The following is a 26,449-nucleotide window of genomic DNA, read 5'->3' on the forward strand; positions in this document are numbered from 1 at the left end:
CTTCCAATCGCATTGCAGAAATCGCATTGCAGAAATCGCATTGCAGCGTTTTCAAATTATTCGCCCGGATTCCGGACGTTATTCCGGCATTCCGGCATCGCCATACATTCCCTCGCGAGGAGGAAGCCCGCGTTGATTCAAGGATACGACGAGTTTCATGCCAGCACGGCGCGCATTTTCCAGCTATTGATGGATGATTGATCATCTGCGAGATTGATATGCTTACGAGGAAGTCGCGGGCCAACGAGGTCCGGCACGACAAATGACACTCACAATGACGACAGGGGGATTTAATTATGAAGAAGAAAGCCGCAGTTATTCTTAGCGCATCCATCCTTATATCCGCTAACGGCATGGTGACTGAAACCTTTGCCGCGACGGCGGATCCGGCGGTTACGACCATGGCCGCGACAAGCACGACGACGACCAGTCCGACAACGACGACGGAACCGGCGACCAGCACAACGTCGGGTACGACGACAACTAGCACCACGGCGCCAACGACCGGCACGACTACGCCGACGACCGGCACGACTACGACGACTACGGGTACAACAGCGCCAACGACTGGTACGACCACGACAACTACTGGGACGACGACGGCACCAACCTCGACGACCAGCACGACAACAACAACGACAACAACTTCCACGCTGCTCAAAGTCGGCTCGACCGGCGATGCGGTCATGAAACTTCAGACCGATCTGAAACAGCTGGGTTACTTTACCTATCCGACGATCACCAATTATTACGGCACGGTGACGCGCGACGCCGTCATGGCTTTCCAGCTCGACTATGGTCTTGCGGCGGACGGCATGGCGGGCACGATGACGCAGACGGCGATCGCGCGCGCGGTGCTCAAGCAATCGCTGCTGGCGGACAGCAAATCGTACATCGGCGTACCGTATCTATGGGGCGGCACGACGACGGCCGGCTTCGACTGCTCGGGCTTCGTCTACTTCATGTTCAATAAGTTCGGCGTGACGATGCCGCGTTACACGTCCGCGAGCCTCTATACGCAAGGCACGTCCGTATCCAAAACGATGCTGCGCCCAGGCGACCTCGTCTTCTTCAGCATCGCCGGCAACGGCAAGGTCGACCACGTCGGCTTCTACTTGGGCAACGGCGAATTCATCTCGGCGCTGAGCTCCAAAGGCATCTATATTCAAAAAATGGAGAACAACTCGTACTGGACGCCGCGCTACCTGGGCGCGCGCCGCGTGTACTAATATTCGACTACGGACTTCGCCGGCAATCCCGCGGCATCGCTCCGCACTGGCGTATGGACGCCGGTGCGGAGTTTTTTCGCGTAAGGTGGAGCTCGCCTATCGTACATATAGCTTGGACTAGTCGCGTTGGTCATATGCATGGCTTCCTTCGCGAAGTCCGCCCATTCGCCTCCGCTTCCGCGTCAACCGATACCTGACATGGTCCATGTCCCGCCGCAATCGACATATCGGCCCCCCTCCCCCCATAAGATGAAGGAAGAGGAAAATCCGGGCTTTACGCCTGCCGAAGGGGGAACCGCATCGTGCATCAGGACGAAATCAAGGCGCTCGAGCGAGCCATTGACGAGATAACGGAAGTTGCCAAAGGGTTCAATCTGGACTTCTATCCCATGCGCTACGAAATATGCCCCTCAGAGATTATCTACACGTTCGGCGCTTACGGCATGCCGACCCGCTTTAGTCATTGGTCGTTCGGAAAAACTTTCAATAAAATGAAAATGCAATACGACTTTGGCCTAAGCAAAATATACGAGCTCGTCATCAACTCCAATCCCTGCTACGCCTTCCTCTTGGACGGCAACTCGCTCATCCAGAACAAACTGATCGTCGCGCACGTGCTCGCCCACTGCGATTTCTTCAAGAACAACGCCCGCTTCAGCGCCACCAACCGCAACATGGTCGAGAGCATGTCCGCCACGGCCGAGCGGGTCAGCCACTACGAGATGCAATACGGCACCGAGCGGGTGGAAACGTTCATCGACGCCGTGCTGGCGATCCAGGAGCATGTCGATCCGACGCTTCGCCTGCCCTACCAATTAGACAAAACCCGCTACATCGAGCTGCTGACCAAGGAACAAGGACGCTCGTCCAGCCAGCCGGCCACGTATGGCTACGAGGATCTGTGGGATCTCGACAGGCAGAGGAATGAAGATGAGGCGAGCAAATCCGCCAACGAGCCGAAGCGCTTCCCGCCGAAACCGGAGAAGGATCTCGTCTGGTTCATTGAGGAATACTCGTCCGTGCTGGAAGACTGGCAGCGCGACATCATGTCGATGCTGCGCGACGAGATGCTCTACTTCTGGCCTCAGATCGAGACCAAAATCATGAACGAAGGCTGGGCTTCCTACTGGCATCAGCGCATCCTCCGCGAGCTCGACCTGACGAGCGCGGAGACGATCGAATTCTCCGCGCTGAACGCCTCCGTCGTACAGCCGTCTCGGCATAGCCTGAACCCGTATTACCTCGGTCTGAAGATCTTCGAGGACATCGAGAAGCGCTGGGATAACCCGACGCAGGAGGAGCGCGACCGGTTTGGCCGCCAACCGGGCAAGGGACGGGAGAAAATTTTCGAGGTGCGCGAGCTGGACGGGGACATCTCCTTCCTGCGCAATTATCTAACCAAGAAGCTGGTCGACGACCTGGATCTCTACATATTCGAGAAGAAAGGCGCCGAGTGGAAGATTACCGACAAGAGCTGGGAGCACATCCGGGACCAACTCGTCACCTCCAAGGTGAACGGCGGCTTCCCGAACCTCGTCGTCACCGACGGCGACCACAACCGCGTGGGCGAAATGTACTTGACCCACCAGTACGAGGGCGTCGAGCTCGATCTCAAATACGTGGAGCGTACCCTCCCGTACGTCGTCCAGTTGTGGGGCAAATCGGTCCATCTGGAGACGGTCGTCGAGGATAAGAAGATCGTGTTCAGCTGCGACGGGAAGAAGACGAGCCGAAAGTTTATTTAGTAGCGAAAATGCGAAAGCCCGCTGGCCGTGATGGCTGGCGGGCTTGTTTGAATACATGACAACGCAAAACGCCCGCCCCGCTCCCTCTTCGGGAACAGGTCAGGCGTTCTCTCCGTCTTGGCCCATCCGGGCCGACAAATCCGCGATCGTCGTGCGCGCCAGCTCCTGCTCCATGGCGGTCTGCGCCTCCTTGAACGAACGCTCTAACGCGCCTTGAATGTTGCGGCCGACCTGGCAAGCCGGATTCGGATTATCGTGAATCGCGAACAGGTCATCCCGATTCTCCTGCTGCACCGCGGCATAGACGTCCAGCAGCGTGATCGCCGAAGCATTGCGGGTGAGCGAAGCGCCCGCCACGCCGGGACTCGTCGCGATCAGACCGGCACGGTTCAGCTGCCCTATGATGCGTCGGATGACGACGGGATTCGTATTGACGCTGCCGGCGATCATCTCGGAACTCATGCGCTGGTCCGAAGCGTATTCGAGAAGCGTCAGAATATGCACGGCGACGGCGAATCGGCTGTTGATCGACATGCTTCTGCTTCCTCCTCCTCGGCCCCAGCCGCAAAATGATGTGCCATCATTATAGTTACCCGGCCCTTGGCAAGTCAATAGGCGCGCTAAGCGGACAATGCGGATACCGCTGCCGAAACCAACGTCAAAGGACCGATTCAATAATAGAATCGGTCCCTCTTCTCGCCCGCCGTGAAGCCTGGCACCCGTTAGACTGCTTCGGCATTCATCCGTGTTTTCCCCTTATAGTCTCTCTCTTGTGGCCTGTCAAGTTAGCCGCGCGGTTGCGAACGCGTGCGGGATCTATTGCCGCCTCTACGGCAGCATGCCCGGTCTATCGCTGTCCGCAGATGGCTTTCGATATGGCCGATTACCGTTTGTTCAGCGCCTTCAAATCCTCCGTGACCTGCTCGATCATCGCCACGAATGACGCCAACTCCTCCGAGCGCGCCGCCTGTTCGCGGGCCTGCACCGAAGTTTGCTCGGAATCTTTGCGCACGAGCACGACCTTCTTCTCGATGTCGCGCAGACGCGTTGTGATCGCCTCCATCGCCTGCTGGGAGGAAGCCGCCGCCTTGCGGATCTCGCCGGCGACGATGTCGAAGCCGCGTCCATGCTCGCCCGCCCGCGCCGCTTCGATCGCCGCATTCAAACCGAGCAGATGGGTTTGCTCCGCAACCCCTTTGATAAGCAGTCCAACCTCGCCGATGCTCTCGACATCCTTCATCAGCTGACCGAGCGTCTGCCCCGCCTGCTCTTGGGATTCCGCCGTCGACACGGCCGAATCGGCGATAACCCGCGCGTTGTCGTCCAGCTCGACGATCATCCCCGCGAGATCCTGCACCGCTTTCGTAATCAGTCTCAGCGACTCCGCCCGCTCGTCGGCCATCTTCTGAACCCGTTCTTGCTCCGTGCGCTGGTAGGCTTCAAGCACGAGCTGCGAATCGAAGCTGAACACCTTCGTCAGCGAATGATAGATGCGCTGCCAATTATCCGGCACCGTGCGCTGCAGCACCTGAATGGCAATATCCATGTAGATGGCGTAAGCCCCGAGATACCAGTCCGTCGTCAACCCGATCTTGGAGTGAACGAGCCCGATTCTAACCCTGTTCTCGATAAAGGCTTCATCGATCTTGCCTTCGGTAATGGACATCCAATAGATACGCATCGTCTCTTTCAACCGATCGATCGTGCTGAATCTCTTGATGATCGCATTCAGCTCCGACTCCCGGCCGATCCGGTCGTAGAAGCGATCGACGACCTCCTTCACCACCTTGGCGAATAACTCCTTCTGGCTGCCTAGCAGCTGTATATCTTCCTCGGTAATTCCCGTAAAATCAAGCTGGCGTCTCCGCTCCGCCGTTACGTTGATCATGATGCAGATGTCCCCCTTATGAATCGATCCCCATGTCACTTCCTTCCTTATTATCATCGACCAAAGGGTTGTAAATATTTACACCTGTGAAAATTTCTCGCCTGCAGATCCCGATTATCGTTTCACCGCGACGACCCGCAGCCTCTCATAATCCGCCGTCCACCGGGCGCCATCCCATAATGCGGTCGCTTTCAACCCGCGCTCCGTCTCCGCGACGACCGCCTCCCGAACGTCTTCCTCAAGTCCGGACAAGATGCCGTTCGCGAAAGTCGCCAGCCATACTCGCATCCCCTGTTCCCCGTCCGACAGCGGCGTCGGACGATCCACGCGTACCGCCATTCGCACCTCTAGGCCGGCCCTCTCCAGCAGTGCCGCGTACTCGCCCACCGTCGGAAAATACCACGGCCACGCCGGCGCGCCCGGCGCCAAGGCCGCCGGCCACGCCGCGCCGAGCGCTTCCCGTATGAGACGGATATTGCCCGCCGCGCCGAACTCCGCGACGAGCCGACCGCCCGGCCGCAGCGAAGCGCTCATGCTGCCCGCAGCCCCTTCCGCGTCGGTCATCCAGTGCAGCGCCGCGTTGCTGAAGATCGCGTCGGCCGCATCTTCGCTGATATAGGACTGACCGTCCGCCACGCGCCAGTCCAGCTGCGTATACTTGGCCCGTGCCTGCGCGATCATGTCCGCCGAACCGTCGATGCCGGTCACGACCGCGCCTCTGCGCGCCAGCTCCGCCGCCAAGTCTCCCGTCCCGCAGCCCCAATCCAGCACTCGCTCTCCTGCCTTCAACTCTAGCCATTCCACCAGTTCCTCGCCGTAACGGGATACGAACGCCATCGATTTGTCGTAACCTTGCGCATGCCAACGCTGCGTCATGCCAACCGCCTCCATCCAATGTTTGGTAAGCCAGTTATATCACGCCGAGGAACATATGTTGAAATATATAAAGATGATATTATTTATAGTTATTAACTATAACTATGCAACAATACAGCCGCAGCTCTCCCAGCGTCGCCCAGGCAGGCAAACGCGCCTAAGCCGGCGTGCGCATTGCTGCGCACGCCGGCTTAGGCGGGAGTCCAAATCTTCGGCTTACGATTAACGGTTCAACAGACTGCCGACGTAGCGGAGGAGTTCATTGGCGCTGACCGGCGTATACCCATGCTCCTCGACGAGACGGTTGATGACCTCGTTGATGCGCTTGAGCTGCTTCTCGTCCGGCGTTTTCGTCGACGTCGTGATTTTGACGATGTCCTTCAGATCATTGAACAGCTTCTTCTCGATCGCTTCGCGCAGCCGGTCGTGGCTTGCGTAGTCGAATTTCTTGCCTTTGCGCGAGTACGAGGAGATGCGGATCAGAATTTCCTCGCGGAACGCCTTCTTCGCGTTCTCGGAGACGCCGATCTGCTCCTCGATCGAGCGCATGAGACGCTCATCCGGATCCATCTCTTCGCCCGTGAGCGGATCGCGGATTTTGGACCAGTTGCAATAAGCCTCGATGTTATCGAGATAGTTTTCGAACAACGTCCGGGCCGACTCCTCGAAGGAGTAGACGAACGCCTTCTGCACTTCTTTCTTCGCCAGCGTGTCGTACTCTTTGCGTGCGACCGAAATGAAGTTTAAGTATCTTTCGCGCTCTTCTTTCGTAATGGACGGATGCTGGTCCAGACCGTCCTTGAGCGCCCGCAGCACGTCAAGCGCGCTGATGAACTCCAAGTTCTGCTTGATGAGCGCGCTCGAGATCCGGTTGATGACGTAGCGCGGGTCGATCCCGCTCATGCCTTCCTCCAGATACTCGTTCTGCATCTCCTTCAAGTCCGCTTCCTTGTAGCCTTCCACCTCTTCGCCGTCGTACATGCGCATTTTCTTGATCAGGTCCATGCCCTGCTTCTTGGTCTCCTTCAGGCGAGTCAAGATCGAGAAAATGGCGGCCGAGCGCAGCGCGTGCGGCGCGATATGGATATGCTTCATATCGCTCTGGCTGATCAGCTTGGCGTAAATTTTCTCTTCCTCCGACACCTTCAGGTTGTACGGCACCGGCATGACGATCATCCGCGACTGGAGCGCTTCGTTCTTCTTGTTGGCGATGAACGCTTTGTACTCCGTCTCGTTCGTGTGCGCGATGATGAGCTCATCGGCGCTGATTAACGCGAACCGGCCGGCCTTGAAATTCCCTTCTTGCGTCAGCGAGAGCAGGTTCCACAGGAACTTCTCGTCGCACTTGAGCATCTCTTGGAACTCCATCAGACCGCGATTGGCCTTGTTCAGCTCGCCGTCGAACCGATACGCGCGCGGATCGGATTCCGAACCGAACTCCGTAATCGTCGAGAAGTCGATGCTGCCCGTCAAGTCGGCAATATCCTGCGATTTGGGGTCCGACGGGCTGAAAGTGCCGATACCGACGCGGTTCTCTTCCGAGACGAACACGCGCTCGACAAGAACGTTCTCGATATCGCTTTCGAACTCGGTCCGGAGCCTCATTTGGCAGGAAGGGCACAGATTGCCTTCAATGCGGACGCCCAGCTCTTTCTCCGCCTCCGCCCGAAGTTCGTTCGGGATGAGATGCAGCGGATCCTCGTGCATCGGGCATCCTTTGATCGCGTAGACCGCCCCGCGCTCCGTGCGGGAGAATTGTTCCAAGCCCCGCTTGAGCATCGTGACCAGCGTCGATTTGCCGCCGCTGACCGGTCCCATGAGCAGCAAAATCCGTTTGCGTACGTCGAGCCTGCGGGCGGCGGAGTGGAAATATTCCTCTACCAGCTTCTCGAGCGCGCGGTCCAAGCCGAAAATCTCCTGCTCGAAAAATTTGTACGACTTGCGGCCGTTTTCTTCTTCAACCCCGTAGGACTTGATCATTTCGTAGACACGAGCGTGCGCAGTCATGGCAGGCGTAGGGTCTTCCTTCAACAGCTCCAGGTACTCCTTGAACGATCCAGTCCACGCGAGCTTATCGCTCTCCGCCTTGTAGGCGGATATCCGTTTTAAAATATCCATGCCTTACCTCCCTCTCGTCCCTTCCGATGCGGTCCCAAGTCAGGCTACTACCGAAGGCCGTTATGCGTTTGGAATCTTGGCTGCCAGGCTTCAATTCAGCGATTGGTTGAAGTGTTATAATCCTATGCGCTAAACCGAGGGAAGTTGCCCTATATTTTAATTGCCGATCTAGCAAAATCCGACCTTTTTCACACAAGCTTAACCTCCCTCAAACTCTGAATCCCGTTCAATGTAAGCGCTTATCGCAAAATACGGCCGCCAACACCTGACATGCCTCGAAAGCTATTCCCGCAGCGAGTACGCGCACCTCGCATCGCCTCCTGCCCGGCACGCATATACTCGTCTTCGACTTGTCCGCTTATCGAACCGAAGCCGCGCATTCGACAACCTCCCCGGCGGTGAAGCGCTTGCTCAACTTATGATATAATGGTCGCCAAGAGAGGAGCGCATGACCCCATGGCCGTTCAGCATGAAACGGAGCTGTACCCTCCGGTCAAACGTTATTTCGAATCACAAGGCTACGACGTGAAGAGCGAGGTGATGCACTGCGACCTCGTGGCCATCCATCCGGCGAGCGGCGAGACCGTCATCGTCGAGATGAAAAAAACGTTCAATCTCGCCCTGCTGCTGCAGGGTATCGAGCGCCTGCGCCTCACCGATCGCGTCATTCTGGCGGTCGAACGCAATCGCAAGAAGAGCGGCGCGCACAATCAGCGGTTCGGCGATCTCGCCGAGCTGTGCCGGATGCTCGGAATCGGCCTTATGACGATCACCTTCTTCAAAACGAAAGCGCCCGTCATCGAGATGCTCTGCGAACCCGGCGATACGCCGATCCGCGGTCGTCGCAGACGGCGCGAAAGCCGGCTGTTGACCGAATTCCGCGAACGCAGCGGCGACTATAATACAGGCGGCAGCACGAAGCGCAAGCTCGTGACCGCCTACCGGGAGAAAGCGCTGCGCATCGCATGGGCGCTGCAGTTGCACGGGGATCTACAACCGCGCAGGGCAGCCGAGTTAACGGAAGTCGTCCGCGCGCGCGAGATTTTGCATAAAGATTATTACGGATGGTTCGAACGCGTCGAACGCGGGGTATATCGGTTAAAGGAGAGCGGTGCGCAAGCGGTCGCCGAGCATGCCGACATACTCGACGCCTGGCTCCGCACCAAGCAAACGCTGCCAAAGGAGACGTTGGAGACATGAACGACCACGATGAGCACGCCTATCGCATTATTGCGAGCGTAGACGAAATCACCTCATTCCCGGCTACCATTACGATCGATCGCGACCCTTTCTTTCTCGTTCAAACCGGCGAGGACGCCGAAGGCTACCGGCTCGTCTCCGCCATATGCCCGCATGCCGGCGGGCTGGTGCGGCAGCACGAGAACGAGCTGATCTGCCCGCTTCACTTCTGGGCGTTCGATCCGCTGACCGGCGAATCGACCAACGTGCCCGGCGAGCGGCTGGAATGCCAGCCCGTCGAAGTGCGGGACGGACATTATACGATTCGAACGAACGCCTAACGAACGAAACCGATACCTCCGCCTCCCTTGAGGGCAGACGGATTCGAAGCTTGGCCCGCAAGGCCAATGTCCGCGAATTCGCGCTTCCTCTCGGGCGCGCGGAGGTTTTTAGTTGGCACGAGCATCACGATCTCGCGAGAAATTCGTTGATCGCCTCCGCGAACAGCCCGATCCCCTTCACCATGCGTTCGTCGTCCAACCCCGTAAAATTAAGCCGCGCCGTATTTCGCTCCTGCACGCCCGCGAAGAACGGCGCGCCGGGCACGAACGCGACGCCTTGGCGAAGCGACGCGCGAAGCAGCGCCTCCGCATCCAGCGCCTCCGGCAGCGTCAGCCACAAGAACATGCCGCCGCGCGGCTCCTCCCAACGCAGCCCCTCGATGCGATGCGAAGCCAGTTCGCGCTGCATCAGGTCCATTCGGCGCCCATACTCTCGCGCGACGTCGCGAAGGTAATCGACGAGCGGAAAATCAGCCAGCAATTGTACGATAATCCGCTGATCCAGCGCGCTCGAATGCAAATCCGATGCCTGTTTGGCTTTGGCCATCATGCGGATCACCGTCGCGTCCCCCATCGCCCAGCCCGTTCGAAGTCCCGGCGCGATCGTCTTGGAAAACGTGCCCAAGTAGACAACCGGACTCCCCTTGCAGCTCCCCGCGAGCGTGAATAAACTCGGCTCCCGCTCGCCGTCCTCGAAGCGCAGCGCGCCGTACGGATCATCTTCCAGGATCGGTACTCCTTCCGCCCCGCACAGCTGTACGATTACCCTCCGGCGTTCCGTGCTCCACGTGCGTCCGGTCGGATTGCCGAACGTCGGCACCGCATACAGCAGGCGCGGGCGCTTCGCTTGGATGAGCCGCTTCACCTCGTCCGGCAGCGGTCCGTCCGCGTCGCTCGCGACCGGCACGACCGTCAACCCATAAACGCCGAACAGCTGCAGCGCCGCGAGATACGTGGGGTCTTCGACCAGCACGATATCGCCGGGCTCGGTCAATGCGCGCACGGCCAAGTCCAGCGCCTGCTGCGAACCGGTCGTCAGCAGCGTCTCCTCCGGCGTCGCGCCCGTGCCCGCCGCCGCCGCTTGCGCGCACAGCCATTCGCGCAGCTGCCGATCGCCTTCCGTCGGCCCGTATTGCAGCGCTTCCGCCGCCCGATCCGTTAATACGCGTGCCGCCGCCTCCCGGATCGCCTCCACCGGGAACAGCTTCGCATCCGGCAGTCCGCCCGCGAACGACAACATGTCTTTCCCCTGCGCCAGCTTCAGCATGTCGCGAATGACGGAGGATTGCATCCCCGCCACTCGTTCGGAAAACCGATATTGCATCGCGCCCGCCTCCTTGTATCGTCTTCTTTCATCATACGCGGGGGCAGGGGCGGAATGAACTGCGCGTGATTGCTTAATCGGGAAGGCCATGCAAACCAAATGCGATTACCAGAATGCTGCGTCCCTCTATCTGGACGCAAACCAATCTGGGTGTTTCACACTTCGTTCACATTTTCCCGCCTCTTCACGCATTTTCTTTTTCCAGGGGGTTGGGTATAATAAGATAGGCTTCACCATGAGCTAACATGGCCAAGCCATGTTCATTTGAAGGCAGAATTACTGGGGGTGTGCAGGATGACGATTGGATTTTTGATCGTACTGACCGTATCGGTATTGTTCTTGACCGCCATGATGACTGCGTCATACAATGACGACAAGACCAAAGGCCTCTAATTGCATGCAAGACAAAGAAGCTTCCCGCTTGAGATCACCCGATCTTGTGCTGGAAGCTTCTTTTCGTTCACCGCGCTAAAGCGTTTAGTCGCGTTTAAGATGTGACATTTCCGTAATGCATTGCGCGCACAAATAACGCTCTTTGAATTCGCGCACTTCTTCCATGTTACCGCAAAATACACATCTCGGGCGGTAACGCTCCAAAATGATATGGTCACCCTGTACTAAAATCTCAACAGGATCGCCTTCGTTCATTTGATATCGCTTACGCAGCGATTTAGGCAGCACAATGCGGCCCAGTTGATCGACCTTGCGCACAACACCAGCCGGTTTCAATGCCGTTCACCTCTTCTGCAGTCTAGGTTTGCAAGCTATGTCACGAGAATATCGCATGTATAACGTTCGCCCTGAGCCGGGTATTTCCTGCCCATTTCACATTTTTTCTTAGTATCATGCAAATACTTCTCAACGATATAACCTCAGCCAGAAGAGGAAATGAAAAACAGCCGCTTGTTTATTCCAAACCGGCGAAGCCGATTTGGCGGAACGCTTCGTAAATGACGATGGCCGCAGAGTTGGACAGATTGAGCGAACGCACCTTGTCCGTCATCGGCACCCGAAGGCAAGTGTCCGGGTGGGCATCAAGGATCGATTGCGGGAGCCCTTTCGTCTCTTTGCCGAACACGAAAAAATCGCCATCTTGGAATTGATATTCCGTATAAGGCCGGGAGGAACGGGTGCTCGCGCAGAAGAATCGCCCTTCGGGGTACAACGCCTTCAACTCGTCGAACGAATCGTGGTAATGCACCTGAACGGCATACCAATAGTCGAGACCGGCCCGTTTCAGCGTTTTGTCATCCGTGTTAAAACCGAGCGGGCGGACCAAATGAAGATGCGTCCCCGTCGCCGCGCACGTGCGCGCGATATTGCCCGTGTTTGCCGGGATTTCCGGCTCTACCAGTACGATATGAAAAGCCATATTTTGTTCGTCTCCTCTGCTACATTTTACATCCGGTTAACGTTACCTTAATCTGGGGAATAACGAAGGGCTTCATAATAGACATCGAACCCACCTAAAAAGGAGTTTTCGGGAACGATGAAAAAGAAGATTTTGGTCGTCGATGACGAGCCCTCTATTTCCATGTTAATCGAGTTCAACTTGAAACTCGCCGGGTATGACGTGCGCTGCGTCCATGACGGCGAAGCTGTATTCGATATGTTAAAGCCGTTCCGTCCCGACCTCATTGTTCTTGATCTCATGCTGCCCAAAATGGACGGGATTCAGGTGTGCCGCGAGCTTCGCAAACAGAATAACGCCGTGCCGATCGTCATGCTGACCGCCCTTCAGGACGTCACCGACAAAATAACCGGCCTCGACAACGGCGCCGACGATTATATGACGAAGCCGTTCTCCCCGCAGGAGCTGCTCTCCCGCATTCAGGCGATCTTCCGCCGGACGCAGGCGTTGCCCGGATCGGGCGGCAACGTTGTGCATGAAATCGGCCGTCTGACGGTATTCGCCGAACAGCGCGAGGTTCGCGTCGATGGCAAAGCGGTGGATCTGACGCCGAAGGAATTCGAGCTGCTGCTCTTCCTCTGCCGTCACCGCGGCAAAGTGCTCAGCCGTCAGCAGCTGCTGCACGGGGTATGGGATTACCACTTCCTCGGCGATACGCGCATCGTCGACGTCCACATCAGTCATCTGCGCGACAAAATCGAGCGTAACGCAAGGGCGCCCGAGTATATTATGACCGTTCGAAATGTAGGATACAAGCTTTCCGGCCCGGCCGCAACTGAATCTGCTATGCAAAACGCCTCATTATAAGCACGACAGAAGACCGCCCCGCGCCTGTGGATCAGGTGCGGGGCGGTCATCATTTCTCCGGCGTTTAACCGTTGCGCTTCTGGAAATCAACCATAAATTCAGCAAGCGCCTTACAGCTCTCCAACGGTACCGCGTTATACGTCGAGGCGCGAAGACCGCCGACGCTGCGGTGTCCTTTCAAGCCGACGAATCCATTCGCTTCGGATTCCTTCACGAATTGCTTCTCCAGCTCTTCGCTATGAATGCGGAACGTTAAGTTCATCGCCGAACGGCTGCCCGCATCCGCGAACCCGCGATAGAAGCCGCCGCTCTGGTCGATCGTGTCGTAGATCAGCTGCGTCTTGTCGCGGTTGTACTGCTCCATGGCCGCAACGCCGCCGCGGCTTTGCACCCATTTGAGCATCAAGTTCACGAGATAAACCGAGAAGGATGGCGGCGTATTGTACAGCGAGTTGTTCTTCACGTGCGTATCGTATCGCATCATCGTCGCGATCGATTTCGGGCTCTCCTGCACGAGATCCTCGCGGGCGATGACGATCGTCACGCCGGATGGACCCAGGTTCTTCTGCGCGCCCGCATAGATAAGGCCGAACTGGCTGACATCGACCGGACGACTCAGGATGTCGCTGGACATATCGCCGATCAGCGGAATATCGCCGGCCACCGGGAACTGCTTATATTGCGTGCCCTCGATGGTTTCGTTGGAGGTAACATGCAAATAAGCCGCGTTCGACGGAATTTCGACATTCGACAAATCCGGGATCCGGTTGAACTTGTCCGCTTCCGAAGATGCGACAACCGTCGTCTCGCCGAACAGCTTCGCTTCCTTCAGCGCCTTGTCCGCCCAGCTGCCGGTCGCGACGTACGCGCCAACTTTGCCCGCTGGCAGCAGGTTCATCGGAATCATCGCGAACTGCGTGCTGGCGCCGCCTTGCAGGAACATTACTTTGTAGTTCGACGGAATGCCGAATAGCTCCCGAAGCAGCGATTGCGTCTCCTCGTTCATTTGCTCGTAAATCGCGCTGCGGTGCGACATCTCCATAATCGACATGCCCGCGCTCGCGTAATCGACCAACTGCTCCTGCGCCTGTTGTAGCACTTCCAGCGGCAGCGCGGCCGGTCCCGCATTAAAGTTATATGCCCGTTTCGTCACCGTGATCCACTCCCGTCTTCTATTTGCCTATGGCTACTATAGCAAGATTACTCTTCGCCTTCAAGTGTCAAAAAGTCGAACATCCTCACACTGTAGATAATCAAACATTCGTCTTTTCGCCCGAAAACGACAATATCTACCCAAATTACGGCCAACTATGATCCAATTTGACTTTATCCGCAGTCCATTCGCTATATCGGCGGACGCTTATAAAAAACGAGCTCCCCCGATCGGGAGAGCTCGTTGATCCGAATGATAAGTGCGTCGATTAGCAGCCGAAGTACAGGCTGTATTCGTGCGGGTGGATGCGAGTAGCAACCGCTTTAGCTTCGTTACGTTTGATCGCAACGTAGTTCTCGATGAAGTCAGCCGTGAATACGCCGCCTTCTGTCAGGAACTCATAGTCTGCCTCGAGAGCGTCAAGCGCTTCGTCCAGCGTGCCTGGTACGGAACGGATTTCTTTCTTCTCTTCGTCGGACAGCTCGTAGATGTTCGTGTCGAAAGGACCATAGCCCAGTGCGGTTGGATCGATTTTGCGCTTGATGCCGTCCAGACCTGCAAGCAGCATCGCCGCGAACGACAGGTAAGGGTTAGCCGTGGAGTCCGGCGTACGGAACTCGATGCGGCAGCCTTTCGGCGTAACCGCCGCGATTGGAATACGAACCGCTGCGGAACGGTTACCTTTCGAGAATACGAGGTTAACCGGTGCTTCGTAGCCTGGAACCAGACGTTTGAACGAGTTCGTCGACGGGTTCGTCAGGGCGATCAGCGCTGGTGCATGGTGCAGGATACCGCCGATGTAGTGCATAGCCAGCGGGCTCAGGTTCGCGTAAGCGCCTTTGTCGTAGAACAGCGGCTCGTCGCCGTTGAAGATCGACATATGGACGTGCATGCCGCTACCGTTGTCGCCGAAGAGCGGCTTCGGCATGAACGTTGCTACTTTGCCGTATTGGCGAGCAACGTTGTGAACGATGTATTTGTACAGCATGAGGTTGTCAGCTGTTTTCGTCAGGGTCGAGAAACGGAAGTTGATTTCAGCTTGACCAGCCGTTGCAACTTCGTGGTGGTGACGCTCAACGCGAAGACCCGCTTCTTGCATAACGCGAACCATTTCGCTGCGGATGTCTTGCTGCGTATCCGTAGGAGCAACCGGTACATAGCCGCCTTTAACGCCGACTTTGAAACCAAGGTTGCCGCCTTCTTCTTTGCGGCCCGTATTCCAAGCTGCTTCTTCGGAGTCGACTTCGTAGTACGATTTGTTCATGCCGGACTCGTAACGAACGTCGTCGAAGATGAAGAATTCGGACTCAGGCGCGAAGAATGCGGAAGTGCCCACGCCGGACTGTTGCAGAAGTTCTTCTGCCTTCTGAGCGATCGAACGCGGGTCGCGGTCATAACGCTCGCCGTCTGGCGTATGGATGTTACACATAACGTTCAATGTTGGATGATCTGTGAAAGGATCGATGAACACAGATTCCGTATCCGGCATCATGACCATGTCGGACTGTTCGATTCCACGGAAGCCTTCGATCGAGGAGCCGTCGAATGCTACGCCGTTTACGAACGTCTCTGCGTCGACTTCTGTCGAAGGAAGGGTGATGTGGTGCGCGCGGCCTGCGAGATCCACGAAGCGGAAATCGACAAACTGGATGTTGTTTTCAGCAATTTTGTTCAAAACATTTTGAACTGACATTGGGTTGTTTCCTCCATTTCCGAACATTAGCGATGTGTTGAACGTTGAACGTTCAAGTTTTTCTCTAAACTATGATTGTTATTATAGAATTCTACGCAAACAATCGTCAATAGCTATGTAAGGTATTTTTTGAATGAAGTGTTAGCTATCTTCACACATTTGCTATAAAGCTTATTTGTGAACGGTTCACAAAAAAACAGGAAACCGCTTCCTTGCCATGCAAGGATTTTGCGGCTTCCTGGATGGTGCTTTCGGCCTGAGGCCGATCGCTTTATTTGGTCCAAGTCGCGAACGCTTCCGCCGGCTCCTTGGAGGTGTCAAACCGTTTGCCCACAAGCGATGCGAGCTGCTCGAGCTCCTTCAGCAGGTTGGCGAATTGGTCCGGGAATAGCGATTGAACGCCGTCGCCCGTCATGGAATTATCGGGGTCGGTATGCATCTCGATGATCAGTCCGTTGGCGCCTGCAGCCACCGAAGCTTTGGACATTGGCTCTACCAGCTCGCGCCGGCCGGTGCCGTGACTCGGATCGGAGATGACCGGAAGATGGCTCAACTGCTGGAGCACCGGAATGGCGGCCAGATCGAGCGTGTTGCGCGTGTAAGATTCGAACGTTCGGATTCCGCGTTCGCAGAGCATGACGTTCGGATTGCCGCCCGCCAAGATGTACTCGGCGGCATTGAGAAACTCGTCGTATGTGGAGCTGAAGCCCCGCTTCAATAGGACCGGCGTCTTGATTGTGCCCAATTTGCGAAGCAGGTCGAAGTTCTGCATATTGCGCGTGCCGACCTGCAGGATGTCCGCGTACTCCGAGCAGATGTCGACATATTCCGGCGTCATGACCTCGGTAATGGTCAGCAGCCCGTGCTTGCGTCCCGCTTCGGCCATCATGATCAGACCTTCCACGCCGACGCCCTGGAAGCTGTACGGACCCGTGCGCGGCTTGAAGGCGCCGCCTCGGAGCACTTGGCCGCCGGCCGCCTTCACGAGGCGCGCGATCTCGTCGATCTGCTCCGGCGATTCGACGGCGCATGGACCGCCCATAATAACGAGATTCTCGCCGCCGATTTTGACGCCTTTAATATCAATAACCGTATCATCCGGATGGAAGTCCCGGCTGGCCAATTTGTACGACTTGGAGATCTTAATGACGTTCTCCACGCCCTTCATGGAACGCAGATGCTCCGCAAGCGTCGGCTCCGCCTTGCCGATAATGCCGATGACCGTGCGGTCCGTGCCCCGCGATACGTGCGCCTGCACGCCCGCTTTCTCGATTTGCTGGACGATTTCCGCGATTCTTTCTTCCGTGACGCTATTATTAGTAATGACGATCATGATGGCCAACTCCTTTTCTCGCTTCAACGCTTATACGCTTTTAAGCTTTTATGCTTTTATTCGTTAAAGTAATTCTACATAAAAAAACCGGCTCCGTCAAGAGACCGGTTATCGTTATTCCGTGGCCGGCAGCCTTGCCGCGCTCGTCTCGAGGTGGACGCGCCGCAGCTTGCGTTTCTCCTTGCGCCGGTTAGCTACCGCCTGAATGCAATATTTCACCGGGAAGTAGAAGATAAAGCCGAGTATAACCCCGTCGATGATGCCGCCGACGATCAGCTTCAAATTCACGAGCAAGATATGGTCGAGCCGCTCGGCGAACCAGTCCGGCCCGAAGGGAACATGAATCTTCATGTTGTTCGGGAGCACCCACCCGCCGACCCGGTTATTGATGAACGCCACCGGGATAAAGATGATCTTGCCCACGACGAACCCGATCAGCGCGCCGGCCAGGCTGCCGCCCATCCAGTAGATGAGCGGGAAGATGAGAAAGAACGCGAGCCCGTACGTGGGCAGCGTAAACATCTCGATCGCCATGCCGATGGAGAAGCCCAGCGCCACGAAGGCCGCTCCTCCGGGGGCGCGCATGAGCTGCGTGTATTTTAATTTGATCCATCGCTTCCAAGAGGGAGACTTCTTCTGCTTGGACATCGCCCGGCGCCCCCTTCCCTAACCTGTCGTCTTCGTGCGAAGGGTCGGCAGCAGTTTGTTCATGTTCACCGTTCTCTTGATTTCCCACGTCGCCGGATTCGCATCGTCGAACTGTTCGAGATAGGCGATGACTTCCTTGGTGATCGGCGTCGGCGTGGAAGCGCCCGACGTGACCGCGACGCGGGTCTTGCCCTTCAGCCACTCGATGTCGATCTCCGATACGTCGGACACCCGATACGCCGTCACGCCCGCGATCTCCTCGGACACTTGCGCAAGCCGGTTGGAGTTGTTGCTGCGCGGGTCGCCGACCACGATAACGAGCTCGGCCTGGCCCGCCTGCCCCGCGACCGCCTCCTGGCGCACTTGAGTCGCCAGACAAATCTCGTTGTGCACTTCGGCATGCGGGAATTTCTCCTGCAACCGCTGCATCAGATGGCGAATATCCCATTGCGACATCGTCGTCTGGTTCGTGATGATGATACGCTCCGAATCCAGCTCGAGCACGTCGATCTCCGCTTCCCGCTCGATCAAGTGGACGCGCTCCGGCGCGACGCCGATCGCGCCTTCCGGCTCCGGATGCCCTTTCTTGCCGATATAGATGATGTCATAGCCCTCGGCCGTCTTCTCGCGGATAAGGTCATGCGTCTTCGTCACGTCCGGACATGTCGCGTCGACGACCGTAAGTCCCTTCTCCTGCGCGCGGCGGCGCACCTCGGGGGATACTCCGTGGGCGGTGAAGATAACGGTCCCTTTGTCAACCTGCTCCAATATTTCCAGTCGATTCTCGCCGTCGAGGGTAATAACCCCCTCTTGCTTGAACGCTTCCGTGACGTGCGCGTTGTGCACGATCATGCCCAAAATATAAATCGGCCGCGGCAAATCCTGATCTTTGACGGCCTGCAGCGTCAAGACCATGGCGTCGACGACGCCGTAACAATAGCCTCGCGGCGATATTTTCACGATTTCCATTTCCTGCACCTGCTTCCTTAACCAATGCCTGAATGATTCCTGAAGACTATTATACCTGATTCGATTGGTCAGGGAAAGCAAGCGGCAGCCACACAATAAATGTCGAACCTTCCGTTTCCCGGGTGGACACTTCGACGGAACCGCCGTGCTCGTCGATAATCCACTTGGCGATGGACAATCCGAGGCCGGTGCCGCTCGTCTTGCCGCGAGACACGTCCGCTCGATAGAAGCGATCGAATATATGCGGGATTTCATCGCTGTTCATGCCAATGCCGGTATCCTTGATGACGATCCCCGCTTGATTCGAGGCGCGCTTCGCGTTTAGATCCACGTAGCCCGACGGCGTGTACTTGAACGCGTTCTCAATGAAAATAAACAGCAGCTGCCGGATATAATCGGCGTTCGCGTTCACATCCGCGCCATCGAGCGCCGACAAGTCGCCGATTCGAAACTCCGCCTGGCGCGGCAGCATCTGCGCCCTGCGCGCGACGTCTTCGACGAGCGGCCTCAGCGGCTGATCGCGCTTCTCCATGACGGAGCCGGCGTCCGCCCTCGCGAGCGACAGCAGGTCGTTCACGAGCCGCGTCATTCGCCTCGCTTCGTCCGCGATATCCTGCATCGCTTCGCGCGTCAGTTCGGCGTGCTGAGGCGAAATAACCGGCATCGCGCCGTCTCCGCCGTCGTCGGCGGCCGCCATGAGCGAAGGGCGCCACACTTTCTCCATCAGCTCGATGTTGCCGCGAATCGTCGTCAGCGGCGTCCGCAGCTCGTGCGAGGCATCCGACACGAACCGGCGCTGCGCATTGTACGCTTCGTCCAGCTCGTTGTACGTCGTCTCGATCCGCTCCAGCATGCCGTTCAACGTATCGGTCAGCTGTCCCAGCTCATCGTTGGGTCCCTTGCGATCGATGCGCACGCTTAGGTTCGATCCATCCCGAACCAAATCCGCCGCCTGGATGATGCCCTGCAGCGGCCGTAGCGCCTGGCGGGAAATAATAAGGCCCGCCACGAACGTCAGCAGCACGACGCCGATGGAAGAGAAGATCAGAATCGTTCTCAGATCGGTCAAGTACTGTGCTTCCTGGCGCGTGATCACCGCGCTGTGGATGACCGCCGCGACCTTGCCGTCGATCAGAATCGGGAATTGATACGCGAGCAGCGACGTGTCGCCTACTTTCATCGTGACGTATCCTTCCTTGATTTCGTTCGACTGCTTCGGATAAGGAAGCTTTACTTTGTTGTCGACGAGATTTTGCGAACGCACCAGCTGCTCGTTCTCGTAATTATACGCTTGCAGGAAAATACTGCGATCGAACCGCGCGCCAAGACCGAAGTCGATCCAAATGCCTCTCGGATCCCGGTTGGTCGGCATGCTGATCGCGACGTTGTTATTCAAGCCTTCCAACGCCGCCGCCTTGGCATCCCGGTAGGTATTAAGGTTGACGAACGTATAAATAGAGACGCCCAGCACGAGCAGCGTCACGGCCAGCAGGCCCGAATACCATAGCGTTAGCTTAAGTCGTATGGGCATGATGTCAGTTCTCCCCCCGCAGCACGTATCCGGTGCCGCGAACCGTTTGAATAAGCCGCTTGGCTCCGCCTTCCTCGGTTTTTTGGCGAAGCATGGCGATGTAAACCTCCAGCACGTTCGATTCCCCGCTATAGTCGTAGCCCCAAATTTTGTCCATGATGGAGTCGCGCGTCAGGACGCGCCGCGGATTCTGCATGAACAGATGCAGCAGGTCGAATTCCTTCGCCGTCAGCTCGATCCGCCGTCCGGCGCGAATCGCCTCGCGGGAATCGAGGTCGAGCGTCAACTCCTCGAAGACGAGGCGGTTGCCGTTGTCCTCGAGCTTGTCCGTCTTGCGCCGCAGCAAGGCGCGAACCCGCGCAAGCAGCTCCTCGAGCGCGAATGGCTTCACGAGGTAATCGTCCGCGCCGATATCGAGCCCTTTCACCCGGTCCTGCACGTCGTCCTTGGCCGTCAGCATGAGAACCGGCACGGAGCTGCCGCCTTCCCGCACCCGGCGCACGACTTCCCAGCCGTCGACGTTCGGCATCATCACGTCGCAGATGAGCAGGTTCGGATCGCTTGTCAGCATCTGCTTGAGCCCCTCGAGCCCGTTGTTGGCCGTCGTCACTTCGTATCCCTCGAACGCAAGGCTGCGTCTGAGCAAGGATGTAATTTTGTCATCGTCGTCGATAACGAGAATATGCGGTCTCATCGGGTTCCCTCCACCCATCAAATGTTCATGCAGCTATTATACCCGATCTCTCGTCCGATTGGATAAGTTGTCCATACGGCCACATGGCCCATCAACGCAGCGAGAGCGCGGGCAGCAGACGCTGCCCGCGCTCTCGCATGGCGCTATTAAGAGGCGTTCGTTATTGCTGAAGCTGCGGGAAATCGTTCCTGTTGCCGATTTCGACGGTGATATCGATTTTCTGGCCGCCGCGGATGACGTTCAGCACCGCTTTGTCGCCGACGGCTTTCTTCTGGATTTCCGCGATCAGCTCTTCTTTCGTCTTGTACGCCGTGCCGCCGATGCCCGTAATGACGTCGTATTGACGCAGATCGGCCATGTAGGCCGGCGATTTGTACGCCACGTTCATGACGATCGAGCCTTCCGTGCTGGACAGACCGAGTTCCTTCTGCGCGTCTGCCGTGATATTGGTCAGCGTCGCGCCGATGAACGGAGCCGGCTTCTTCGGAATTTCTTTATTCGCCTTCAACGCTTCCAGATTCTCCATGATCGTGCTCGTCGGGATCGCGAAGCCGATGCCTTGCGCCTGCGAGCTCACCGCGGTATTGATGCCGATGACTTCGCCCTGCAGATTCAGGAGCGGGCCGCCGGAGTTGCCCGGGTTGATCGACGCGTCCGTCTGGAGCAAATGCTCGTAGTTGCGGTCGCCTTCCGTATCGGAGATGCTGATCGGACGCTCCTTCGCGCTCAGCACGCCCACCGTTACGGTATGATCGAAGCCGACCGGGTTGCCGATCGCGACGACCCAGTCGCCGATATTCGTATTGTCGGCGTTGCCGATCGGAAGCGTCGGGAAGCCCGTGCCTTCGACTTTGAGCACCGCCAGGTCAAGATCGAAGCTCGTGCCGAGCTTCTTCGCCACAAGCGGCTCGTCGTACCCTTCCACGGTAACCCGGATTTCGTCGGCGTCGCCCAGCACGTGCTGGTTCGTCAAGATGTAGCCGCTCGCATCGAAGAAGAAGCCCGTTCCGAGGCCGCTCAGCGTCAGTTCGCCCGAGCTTTGGCCCGAATCGCCTTGACTGCCGTCCCCTTGACCGAAATCATCGCCGAAGAACTGGCGGAAGAACGGATCGTTCAGCATGCTGTTGCTGCTTCCGCTGCTTTGCTGGCGCACGTACGTTTCGATTTTGACGACCGCCGGGCTTGCGCTCTCAAAGATCTGGGCGATGTTGTTCGGGCGCACGACGTCGGCCGCGTTCGTCACCTTCGCGTCCGTCGTGCCGCTCGCCGCCGTCGATACTTGCTTCATCGCCGACTGGCTCGTCAGCGCTTCGGCGCCGCCGAACATGTCCGATTTGTCCGCGTAGACCATCAATCCGCCGACCGCCACCACGCCGGCCATGAACGACCCGAATACCGTCTTGAACGACGTCCGGCGCTTCTCTTTCACCTGCCAGCCATTGCGGGCCTGCTGGGTCGGCGCGTACGGACGAAGCTGCGTCGGCGGCGTCACTTCGACCGCTTCCGCCCTCGCGTAGTCGGATGGCGGAGCATCGCTTGCGGCGCGGGTCGTCTCGCCGGCCTCTACGCTGTTTTGCTTGAACGGACCGTAGGAGTAATAATAGGATGGCTTCTCTTCTTGATCAGATCGCGTATGATCGGCGCTCGCCGTCTTTTCTTTCGGCTCGTCGTTTTGGTTCTGCTCTGCGTTATTGTGAAAGAAATCGTCGAAAGGATGTTTTTTGTTGTTGTCGTCCACGGTAGTTCTCCTCCTCGTCGAGCGCTGCGCGCTCTTTGTTTTTCCCATTGTTATCGGCGTTGCTTATGTTTCTATCTTGCACGATCTACCTTAAATCAAACTTAAAAAATGTATAAACGAAAATAAAAAAACCGACGCGGCGCCAGATCGGCGCTTGGTCGGTTGACGCGGGTGCCTATTAATGAACGATCGACTGCTCTACCTCTTGCAGCAGCTTCTTCGCTTGGTCGACCCACTTGGATTCGATCTTCGCGTCGGGATCGACCGGCTTCTGAAACTGGTTCAAGACGGCGGCCATCGTCGGCACGGACTGGGAATGATCGATGCCTTCATTGTAAAGATGCTTCAACACGAACGGCTGGCCGAGGCGAATCATCGCATCGTTGTTGTCGTTCTCTCCGTCGAAGTTGCCGGACACGACTTGGAACGGGATGCGCAGCCATACTTTGTGCGCCTCGTCCAAGTACCGGTCGAACATGCCATGCTCGTAATCCCAGTCGCCGCCCAGGGCGAATTCATGCTTATACAGCTCATTCTTCAGTTCGCTGAACTCCTGCTCGGTCGATTCGAGCGGTGACGATAACGGAACCATAAAATCGGCACTCTCCTTGCTGCAAATTGTCCTGCGCCTAGGATGCCCTTTATTTCCCGCGTTATCCGCGCTTGAGGCCGTTAACCCGTCTTGACCCAACCTTTGCGGTGAGCGAATACGGCCAGTTGCGTCCGGTCTTCAAGCTCGCACTTCATCAGCAGATTGCTGACGTGGGTCTTCACCGTTTTGATGCTGATATGCAGTTCTTCGGCGATTTCTTTGTTGGAGCGACCCTCCGCGATGAGCAGAAGCACTTCCTTCTCGCGATCGGTGAGACCTTCATCCGCGCCTTGGGCCGTGCGTTGGCGAAGCCCCCGGGTGAGCGCCTGCGAGACGTCCGCGGTCATAACCGGCATCCCTTTGGCCGCGCCGTTCAGCGCGTAAATGAGCTCTTCGGCGGATACCGTCTTCAAGACGTAGCTTACCGCTCCGGCCTCTACGGCCGCGACCACTTTCTCGTCCTCGAGGAAACTCGTGAGCATGACGATCTTGACGTCCGGGAACAGCTGCATAATCGCTCTCGTCGCCTCGACGCCATCCATCCGCGGCATCATAAGGTCCATGAGGATCAAATGCGGCGGGCCGCCCGGAATACTGCCGCTCTGCAGCATACGAATCGCCTCTTCCCCGTCGCCCGCTTCCGCCACGACGTCGAATTTCGGCTCCAGCATCAAATACGTCCGCAGCCCCGCGCGCACCATATCGTGATCGTCTACGATCATTATTCTCCACAGGTCATTCCCGCTCATCGCGTTCCTCGGCTCCTTTATGGCTGTAATTCGGTAGGGTAACGCGCACGCGCGTCCCGCTGCCCGGCTTGCTAATAATCGAGGCGTCTCCGCCCAACTTGCTCGCGCGCTCGCGCATCGTCGACAGCCCGTACGAGCCCCGCTTCACTTGATCGGCCCGGAAGCCGGCGCCGTCGTCCTGAAGCGTCATAATAATCTGGTGCTCGGTCTCCGCGATCGTCAGTAGCGCCGTCTGCGCGCCGGCATGCTTGACGACATTGGCCATCGACTCTTGAATGATTAAGAACAATTGATGTTCCTTGGCCTCGGACAGCTTCTCCTTCACGCGCCATTCCAGCACGCCCTGCAAGTTATTCTGGCGGCAATAATCGGGAAACCACTTATCCAGCGCTTCGCGCAGCGAACGCCCCTCCAGCTCCAGCGGCCTTAACTGGGCGATAAATCCGCGCATCTGCTTCTGCGCCATCGAGGACATGCTGATCAGCTGCTCCATGACCGACTCCGCCTTCTCGTGGTTCAACTCGAGCAACTTCGGCAGCGAGGAGGCCGACATATGAATCGCGAATAATTGCTGACTGACCGTGTCGTGCAAGTCGCGCGCAAGCCGCTTGCGTTCTTCCTGGACCGCTTCCTCGTTCAGCGCGGCTTCCCGCATTACCTGCTGCTCGCCTGTGCGCTCGATCAGCTTGACCCGCTCTTCAAGCGCGGCCTGCAGCTCGTTGAACTCGCGGATCGCGGCGGCGAAGGAGCGCGCGCCCTCCTCCGGCAGCCGGATCGCGTAATTGCCGTGCGCCGCCTGCTTCAACCCCAGATGAAGGAGGTCGATGCGCCGCTGATAGCGCTGAGCGGCCCAATAGCCGAAAGCTCCGCTAACAAGCAAAAAAACGGCGGCGACGCCGATCCACAGGTCGTCTTTGCCGACCTGCGAACCGACGTATCGCCCTCCGAATACCCACACCGCTACCGATAGAACCGACGATGCCGCGAACAGCAGCATCATCTCGAACTTGCTGCTCCTCAGAAGTCGTACCATCATATAGGCGGCTCACCCTACCTTGGTGACGCGCACATCACCGATGAAGGTGCTGACGATCAGCTTGATTTTCTTCTCGTTCTCCTGAAAGTACGGCGTTTCGACGTTCATGTTCTTGAAAATCCCGCCTTCCTTGCGGTCCAACACGGCCACGTCGCCGACGAACGCGCTTGTCACCACGTTGACGCCCGTCTCGAAATCGTTGGGCAGAAACACCTTTACGTCGCCGATGAAGGAGGAGATGTGAATGCGCGTCTCCCCGTAAGGAATTTGCGCCTTCGTCAGGTCGAGCACCGTATCCCCGATAAAATGGGAAATGTTCATCGGCTTGAGCTCCCAATAATCGTGACCCACGTAAATGTCTCCAATGAAACCGGAGCGCGTCTGTACGTTCGGATCGCTGTTCCACCACTCCATCCGGTCGTGACGGCCGCAGGCATGCCGGTCTTTGAACTTATCGGCGCGGTGTTCGATACGCTCCCGCATCCGTTCCGCTCGGCGCTGCAGCTTCTCCGCCTTGCGATTCCATTCCTCTTGCATCCGCTCGTTATGCGCGCGGCGCTTCCAGTCGCGACCGTCCGCTCCGGGCTGTCCGGAGGTCGGAGACGAGGGCGCGACCGGCGGAACGGGAGGGGCCGGAAACGAATCCTTCCCGAAATCCGACGGTTCCCCGGACGCCTTCGTCGGGTCTGGGTGCAGCGGCGGCGCCGGCGGCACCGGCTCGTCGGGGTGGAAAGACGGATATGCGCTCCACTCTTCGCCCGGCGGCTTCTCGATCTTCTCCTTCGGCTTCGGCTTCACCATCATGCGCATCCCGATCAGGATAATGACGAGCGGACCGGCGAATTGCGCCAGGTCGCCTACCGACCAGTCGAACAGATCCAGATTGCGGCCAAGGAATACAATGCCCACGGCCAGCAAAATTCCCGAGCTCCACCAGGAGCCGTAGCCGCTAGCGATTCGTCTTACCGCTTCTTTGATACCCAGGAACAGCAGGATCACGGGCCAGAAGACGGAGATGAGATCGCCAAGATCGTATTCGATCAAGCCGGTTTGCCGCAGCATGAGAAAAGCGCCGATTCCTATAATAAACAGGCCCCACATTAAACGGTTCGCAAAATGTCCGTTCATTCGATTCACCAGCTCCCAATTGCTCTTGCTAAGGTTTGTACTCCAAGTATACCCCAGGCCGCTAGGAGCATAAAGGGTCTGCCGATTGAAAACGTCTCCGTCTGCAGACCGAGCTTGCGCGGAACGTCTTTCCAAAAACATGAAAGCGATGTCACATCTTATGCCTTCACCACGTTGACATCGTTTACATGGCGCTTATATAATGGTGGACGAGCTATATGGCGATAGTTAACCTGACATGTAATCTTTCAGAACGAGACAGGGGAT

The 26,449-nt window shown here is 57.4% G+C and carries 24 protein-coding genes; 5 read left to right on the forward strand and 19 right to left on the reverse strand.

The window, feature by feature from the left end:
• The first annotated feature begins 296 nt into the window (after positions 1 to 296).
• Both BCM02_RS36130 and BCM02_RS25240 read left to right on the forward strand, forming a co-directional pair.
• Positions 297 to 1,229 (forward strand): C40 family peptidase, encoded by a 933-nt coding sequence (locus BCM02_RS36130; RefSeq protein WP_246183544.1) that lies wholly within the window; start codon positions 297 to 299, stop codon positions 1,227 to 1,229.
• Between the two features lie 302 nt (positions 1,230 to 1,531).
• A complete protein-coding gene (locus BCM02_RS25240) occupies positions 1,532 to 2,974 on the forward strand; it encodes a SpoVR family protein (RefSeq protein ID WP_148931903.1) in 1,443 nt (480 codons plus the stop codon).
• 99 nt (positions 2,975 to 3,073) lie between these two features.
• On the opposite strand, the gene BCM02_RS25245 is transcribed toward BCM02_RS25240, so the two are convergent.
• From BCM02_RS25245 to BCM02_RS25260, 4 genes are all read right to left on the reverse strand, one after another.
• Entirely contained in the window at positions 3,074 to 3,508 is a 435-nt protein-coding gene (locus BCM02_RS25245) for an Rrf2 family transcriptional regulator (RefSeq protein WP_148931904.1), read from the reverse strand.
• Between the two features lie 349 nt (positions 3,509 to 3,857).
• Positions 3,858 to 4,862: a globin-coupled sensor protein gene (locus tag BCM02_RS25250; protein WP_148931905.1), complete on the reverse strand. Its 1,005-nt coding sequence runs from the start codon at positions 4,860 to 4,862 to the stop codon at positions 3,858 to 3,860.
• Positions 4,863 to 4,976: 114 nt separating this feature from the next.
• Positions 4,977 to 5,738, reverse strand: a complete 762-nt coding sequence (locus tag BCM02_RS25255; RefSeq protein ID WP_148931906.1) for a class I SAM-dependent methyltransferase — start codon at positions 5,736 to 5,738, stop codon at positions 4,977 to 4,979.
• 222 nt (positions 5,739 to 5,960) lie between these two features.
• Positions 5,961 to 7,856 (reverse strand): PrkA family serine protein kinase, encoded by a 1,896-nt coding sequence (locus BCM02_RS25260; protein WP_148931907.1) that lies wholly within the window; start codon positions 7,854 to 7,856, stop codon positions 5,961 to 5,963.
• A gap of 456 nt (positions 7,857 to 8,312) precedes the next feature.
• Here BCM02_RS25260 and BCM02_RS25265 point away from each other — a divergent pair, with 456 nt between their 5' ends.
• Positions 8,313 to 9,056 (forward strand): DUF2161 family putative PD-(D/E)XK-type phosphodiesterase, encoded by a 744-nt coding sequence (locus BCM02_RS25265; RefSeq protein ID WP_148931908.1) that lies wholly within the window; start codon positions 8,313 to 8,315, stop codon positions 9,054 to 9,056.
• Positions 9,053 to 9,376, forward strand: a complete 324-nt coding sequence (locus tag BCM02_RS25270) for a Rieske (2Fe-2S) protein (protein ID WP_187434404.1) — start codon at positions 9,053 to 9,055, stop codon at positions 9,374 to 9,376. Before BCM02_RS25265 ends, BCM02_RS25270 begins: the two co-directional genes overlap by 4 nt.
• A gap of 124 nt (positions 9,377 to 9,500) precedes the next feature.
• Here the strand turns inward: BCM02_RS25270 and BCM02_RS25275 are convergent, their stop codons facing one another.
• The 3 genes from BCM02_RS25275 to trmL form a co-directional block, all read right to left on the reverse strand.
• Positions 9,501 to 10,700 (reverse strand): aminotransferase-like domain-containing protein, encoded by a 1,200-nt coding sequence (locus tag BCM02_RS25275; protein WP_148931910.1) that lies wholly within the window; start codon positions 10,698 to 10,700, stop codon positions 9,501 to 9,503.
• Between the two features lie 477 nt (positions 10,701 to 11,177).
• Positions 11,178 to 11,429 (reverse strand): AbrB/MazE/SpoVT family DNA-binding domain-containing protein, encoded by a 252-nt coding sequence (locus tag BCM02_RS25280; RefSeq protein ID WP_148931911.1) that lies wholly within the window; start codon positions 11,427 to 11,429, stop codon positions 11,178 to 11,180.
• A 178-nt stretch (positions 11,430 to 11,607) separates the two neighbouring features.
• Positions 11,608 to 12,072 (reverse strand): tRNA (uridine(34)/cytosine(34)/5-carboxymethylaminomethyluridine(34)-2'-O)-methyltransferase TrmL, encoded by a 465-nt coding sequence (trmL, locus tag BCM02_RS25285; protein ID WP_148931912.1) that lies wholly within the window; start codon positions 12,070 to 12,072, stop codon positions 11,608 to 11,610.
• Between the two features lie 117 nt (positions 12,073 to 12,189).
• On the opposite strand from trmL, the gene BCM02_RS25290 reads away from it, so the two are divergent.
• The gene (locus BCM02_RS25290; protein WP_148931913.1) at positions 12,190 to 12,918 is read left to right on the forward strand and encodes a response regulator transcription factor; all 729 of its coding nucleotides are present in this window, start codon (positions 12,190 to 12,192) and stop codon (positions 12,916 to 12,918) included.
• A 64-nt stretch (positions 12,919 to 12,982) separates the two neighbouring features.
• Here the strand turns inward: BCM02_RS25290 and serC are convergent, their stop codons facing one another.
• From serC to liaF, 12 genes are all read right to left on the reverse strand, one after another.
• A complete protein-coding gene (gene serC, locus BCM02_RS25295) occupies positions 12,983 to 14,071 on the reverse strand; it encodes a 3-phosphoserine/phosphohydroxythreonine transaminase (protein ID WP_148931914.1) in 1,089 nt (362 codons plus the stop codon).
• 268 nt (positions 14,072 to 14,339) lie between these two features.
• Positions 14,340 to 15,764 (reverse strand): type I glutamate--ammonia ligase, encoded by a 1,425-nt coding sequence (gene glnA, locus BCM02_RS25300; RefSeq protein ID WP_148932067.1) that lies wholly within the window; start codon positions 15,762 to 15,764, stop codon positions 14,340 to 14,342.
• 271 nt (positions 15,765 to 16,035) lie between these two features.
• Positions 16,036 to 17,097, reverse strand: a complete 1,062-nt coding sequence (aroF, locus tag BCM02_RS25305; protein ID WP_148931915.1) for a 3-deoxy-7-phosphoheptulonate synthase — start codon at positions 17,095 to 17,097, stop codon at positions 16,036 to 16,038.
• 114 nt (positions 17,098 to 17,211) lie between these two features.
• On the reverse strand, positions 17,212 to 17,745 hold the full coding sequence (locus BCM02_RS25310; RefSeq protein ID WP_148931916.1) for a DUF2062 domain-containing protein: 534 nt from the start codon (positions 17,743 to 17,745) through the stop codon (positions 17,212 to 17,214).
• Between the two features lie 18 nt (positions 17,746 to 17,763).
• A complete protein-coding gene (locus BCM02_RS25315; protein WP_148931917.1) occupies positions 17,764 to 18,714 on the reverse strand; it encodes a 4-hydroxy-3-methylbut-2-enyl diphosphate reductase in 951 nt (316 codons plus the stop codon).
• Between the two features lie 49 nt (positions 18,715 to 18,763).
• Positions 18,764 to 20,245, reverse strand: coding sequence for a sensor histidine kinase (locus BCM02_RS25320; protein WP_148931918.1), 1,482 nt, complete (start codon positions 20,243 to 20,245; stop codon positions 18,764 to 18,766).
• 4 nt (positions 20,246 to 20,249) lie between these two features.
• Positions 20,250 to 20,939, reverse strand: a complete 690-nt coding sequence (locus tag BCM02_RS25325) for a response regulator transcription factor (RefSeq protein ID WP_148931919.1) — start codon at positions 20,937 to 20,939, stop codon at positions 20,250 to 20,252.
• A gap of 160 nt (positions 20,940 to 21,099) precedes the next feature.
• Positions 21,100 to 22,677 carry a S1C family serine protease gene (locus BCM02_RS25330; RefSeq protein ID WP_148931920.1) on the reverse strand — a complete coding sequence of 526 codons (1,578 nt, stop codon included), beginning with the start codon at positions 22,675 to 22,677 and terminating at the stop codon, positions 21,100 to 21,102.
• 178 nt (positions 22,678 to 22,855) lie between these two features.
• Positions 22,856 to 23,269, reverse strand: a complete 414-nt coding sequence (locus BCM02_RS25335) for a YugN family protein (RefSeq protein ID WP_148931921.1) — start codon at positions 23,267 to 23,269, stop codon at positions 22,856 to 22,858.
• Between the two features lie 80 nt (positions 23,270 to 23,349).
• Entirely contained in the window at positions 23,350 to 24,018 is a 669-nt protein-coding gene (locus tag BCM02_RS25340) for a response regulator (protein WP_148931922.1), read from the reverse strand.
• Positions 24,005 to 25,054 (reverse strand): sensor histidine kinase, encoded by a 1,050-nt coding sequence (locus BCM02_RS25345; protein WP_148931923.1) that lies wholly within the window; start codon positions 25,052 to 25,054, stop codon positions 24,005 to 24,007. The genes BCM02_RS25340 and BCM02_RS25345 overlap by 14 nt, the downstream gene beginning before the upstream one ends.
• A gap of 9 nt (positions 25,055 to 25,063) precedes the next feature.
• Positions 25,064 to 26,182, reverse strand: coding sequence for a cell wall-active antibiotics response protein LiaF (gene liaF, locus BCM02_RS35720; RefSeq protein ID WP_222871034.1), 1,119 nt, complete (start codon positions 26,180 to 26,182; stop codon positions 25,064 to 25,066).
• Positions 26,183 to 26,449 lie beyond the last annotated feature (267 nt).

This window comes from Paenibacillus methanolicus, from assembly GCF_008124765.1.
GTDB lineage: Bacteria > Bacillota > Bacilli > Paenibacillales > Paenibacillaceae > Paenibacillus_Z > Paenibacillus_Z methanolicus.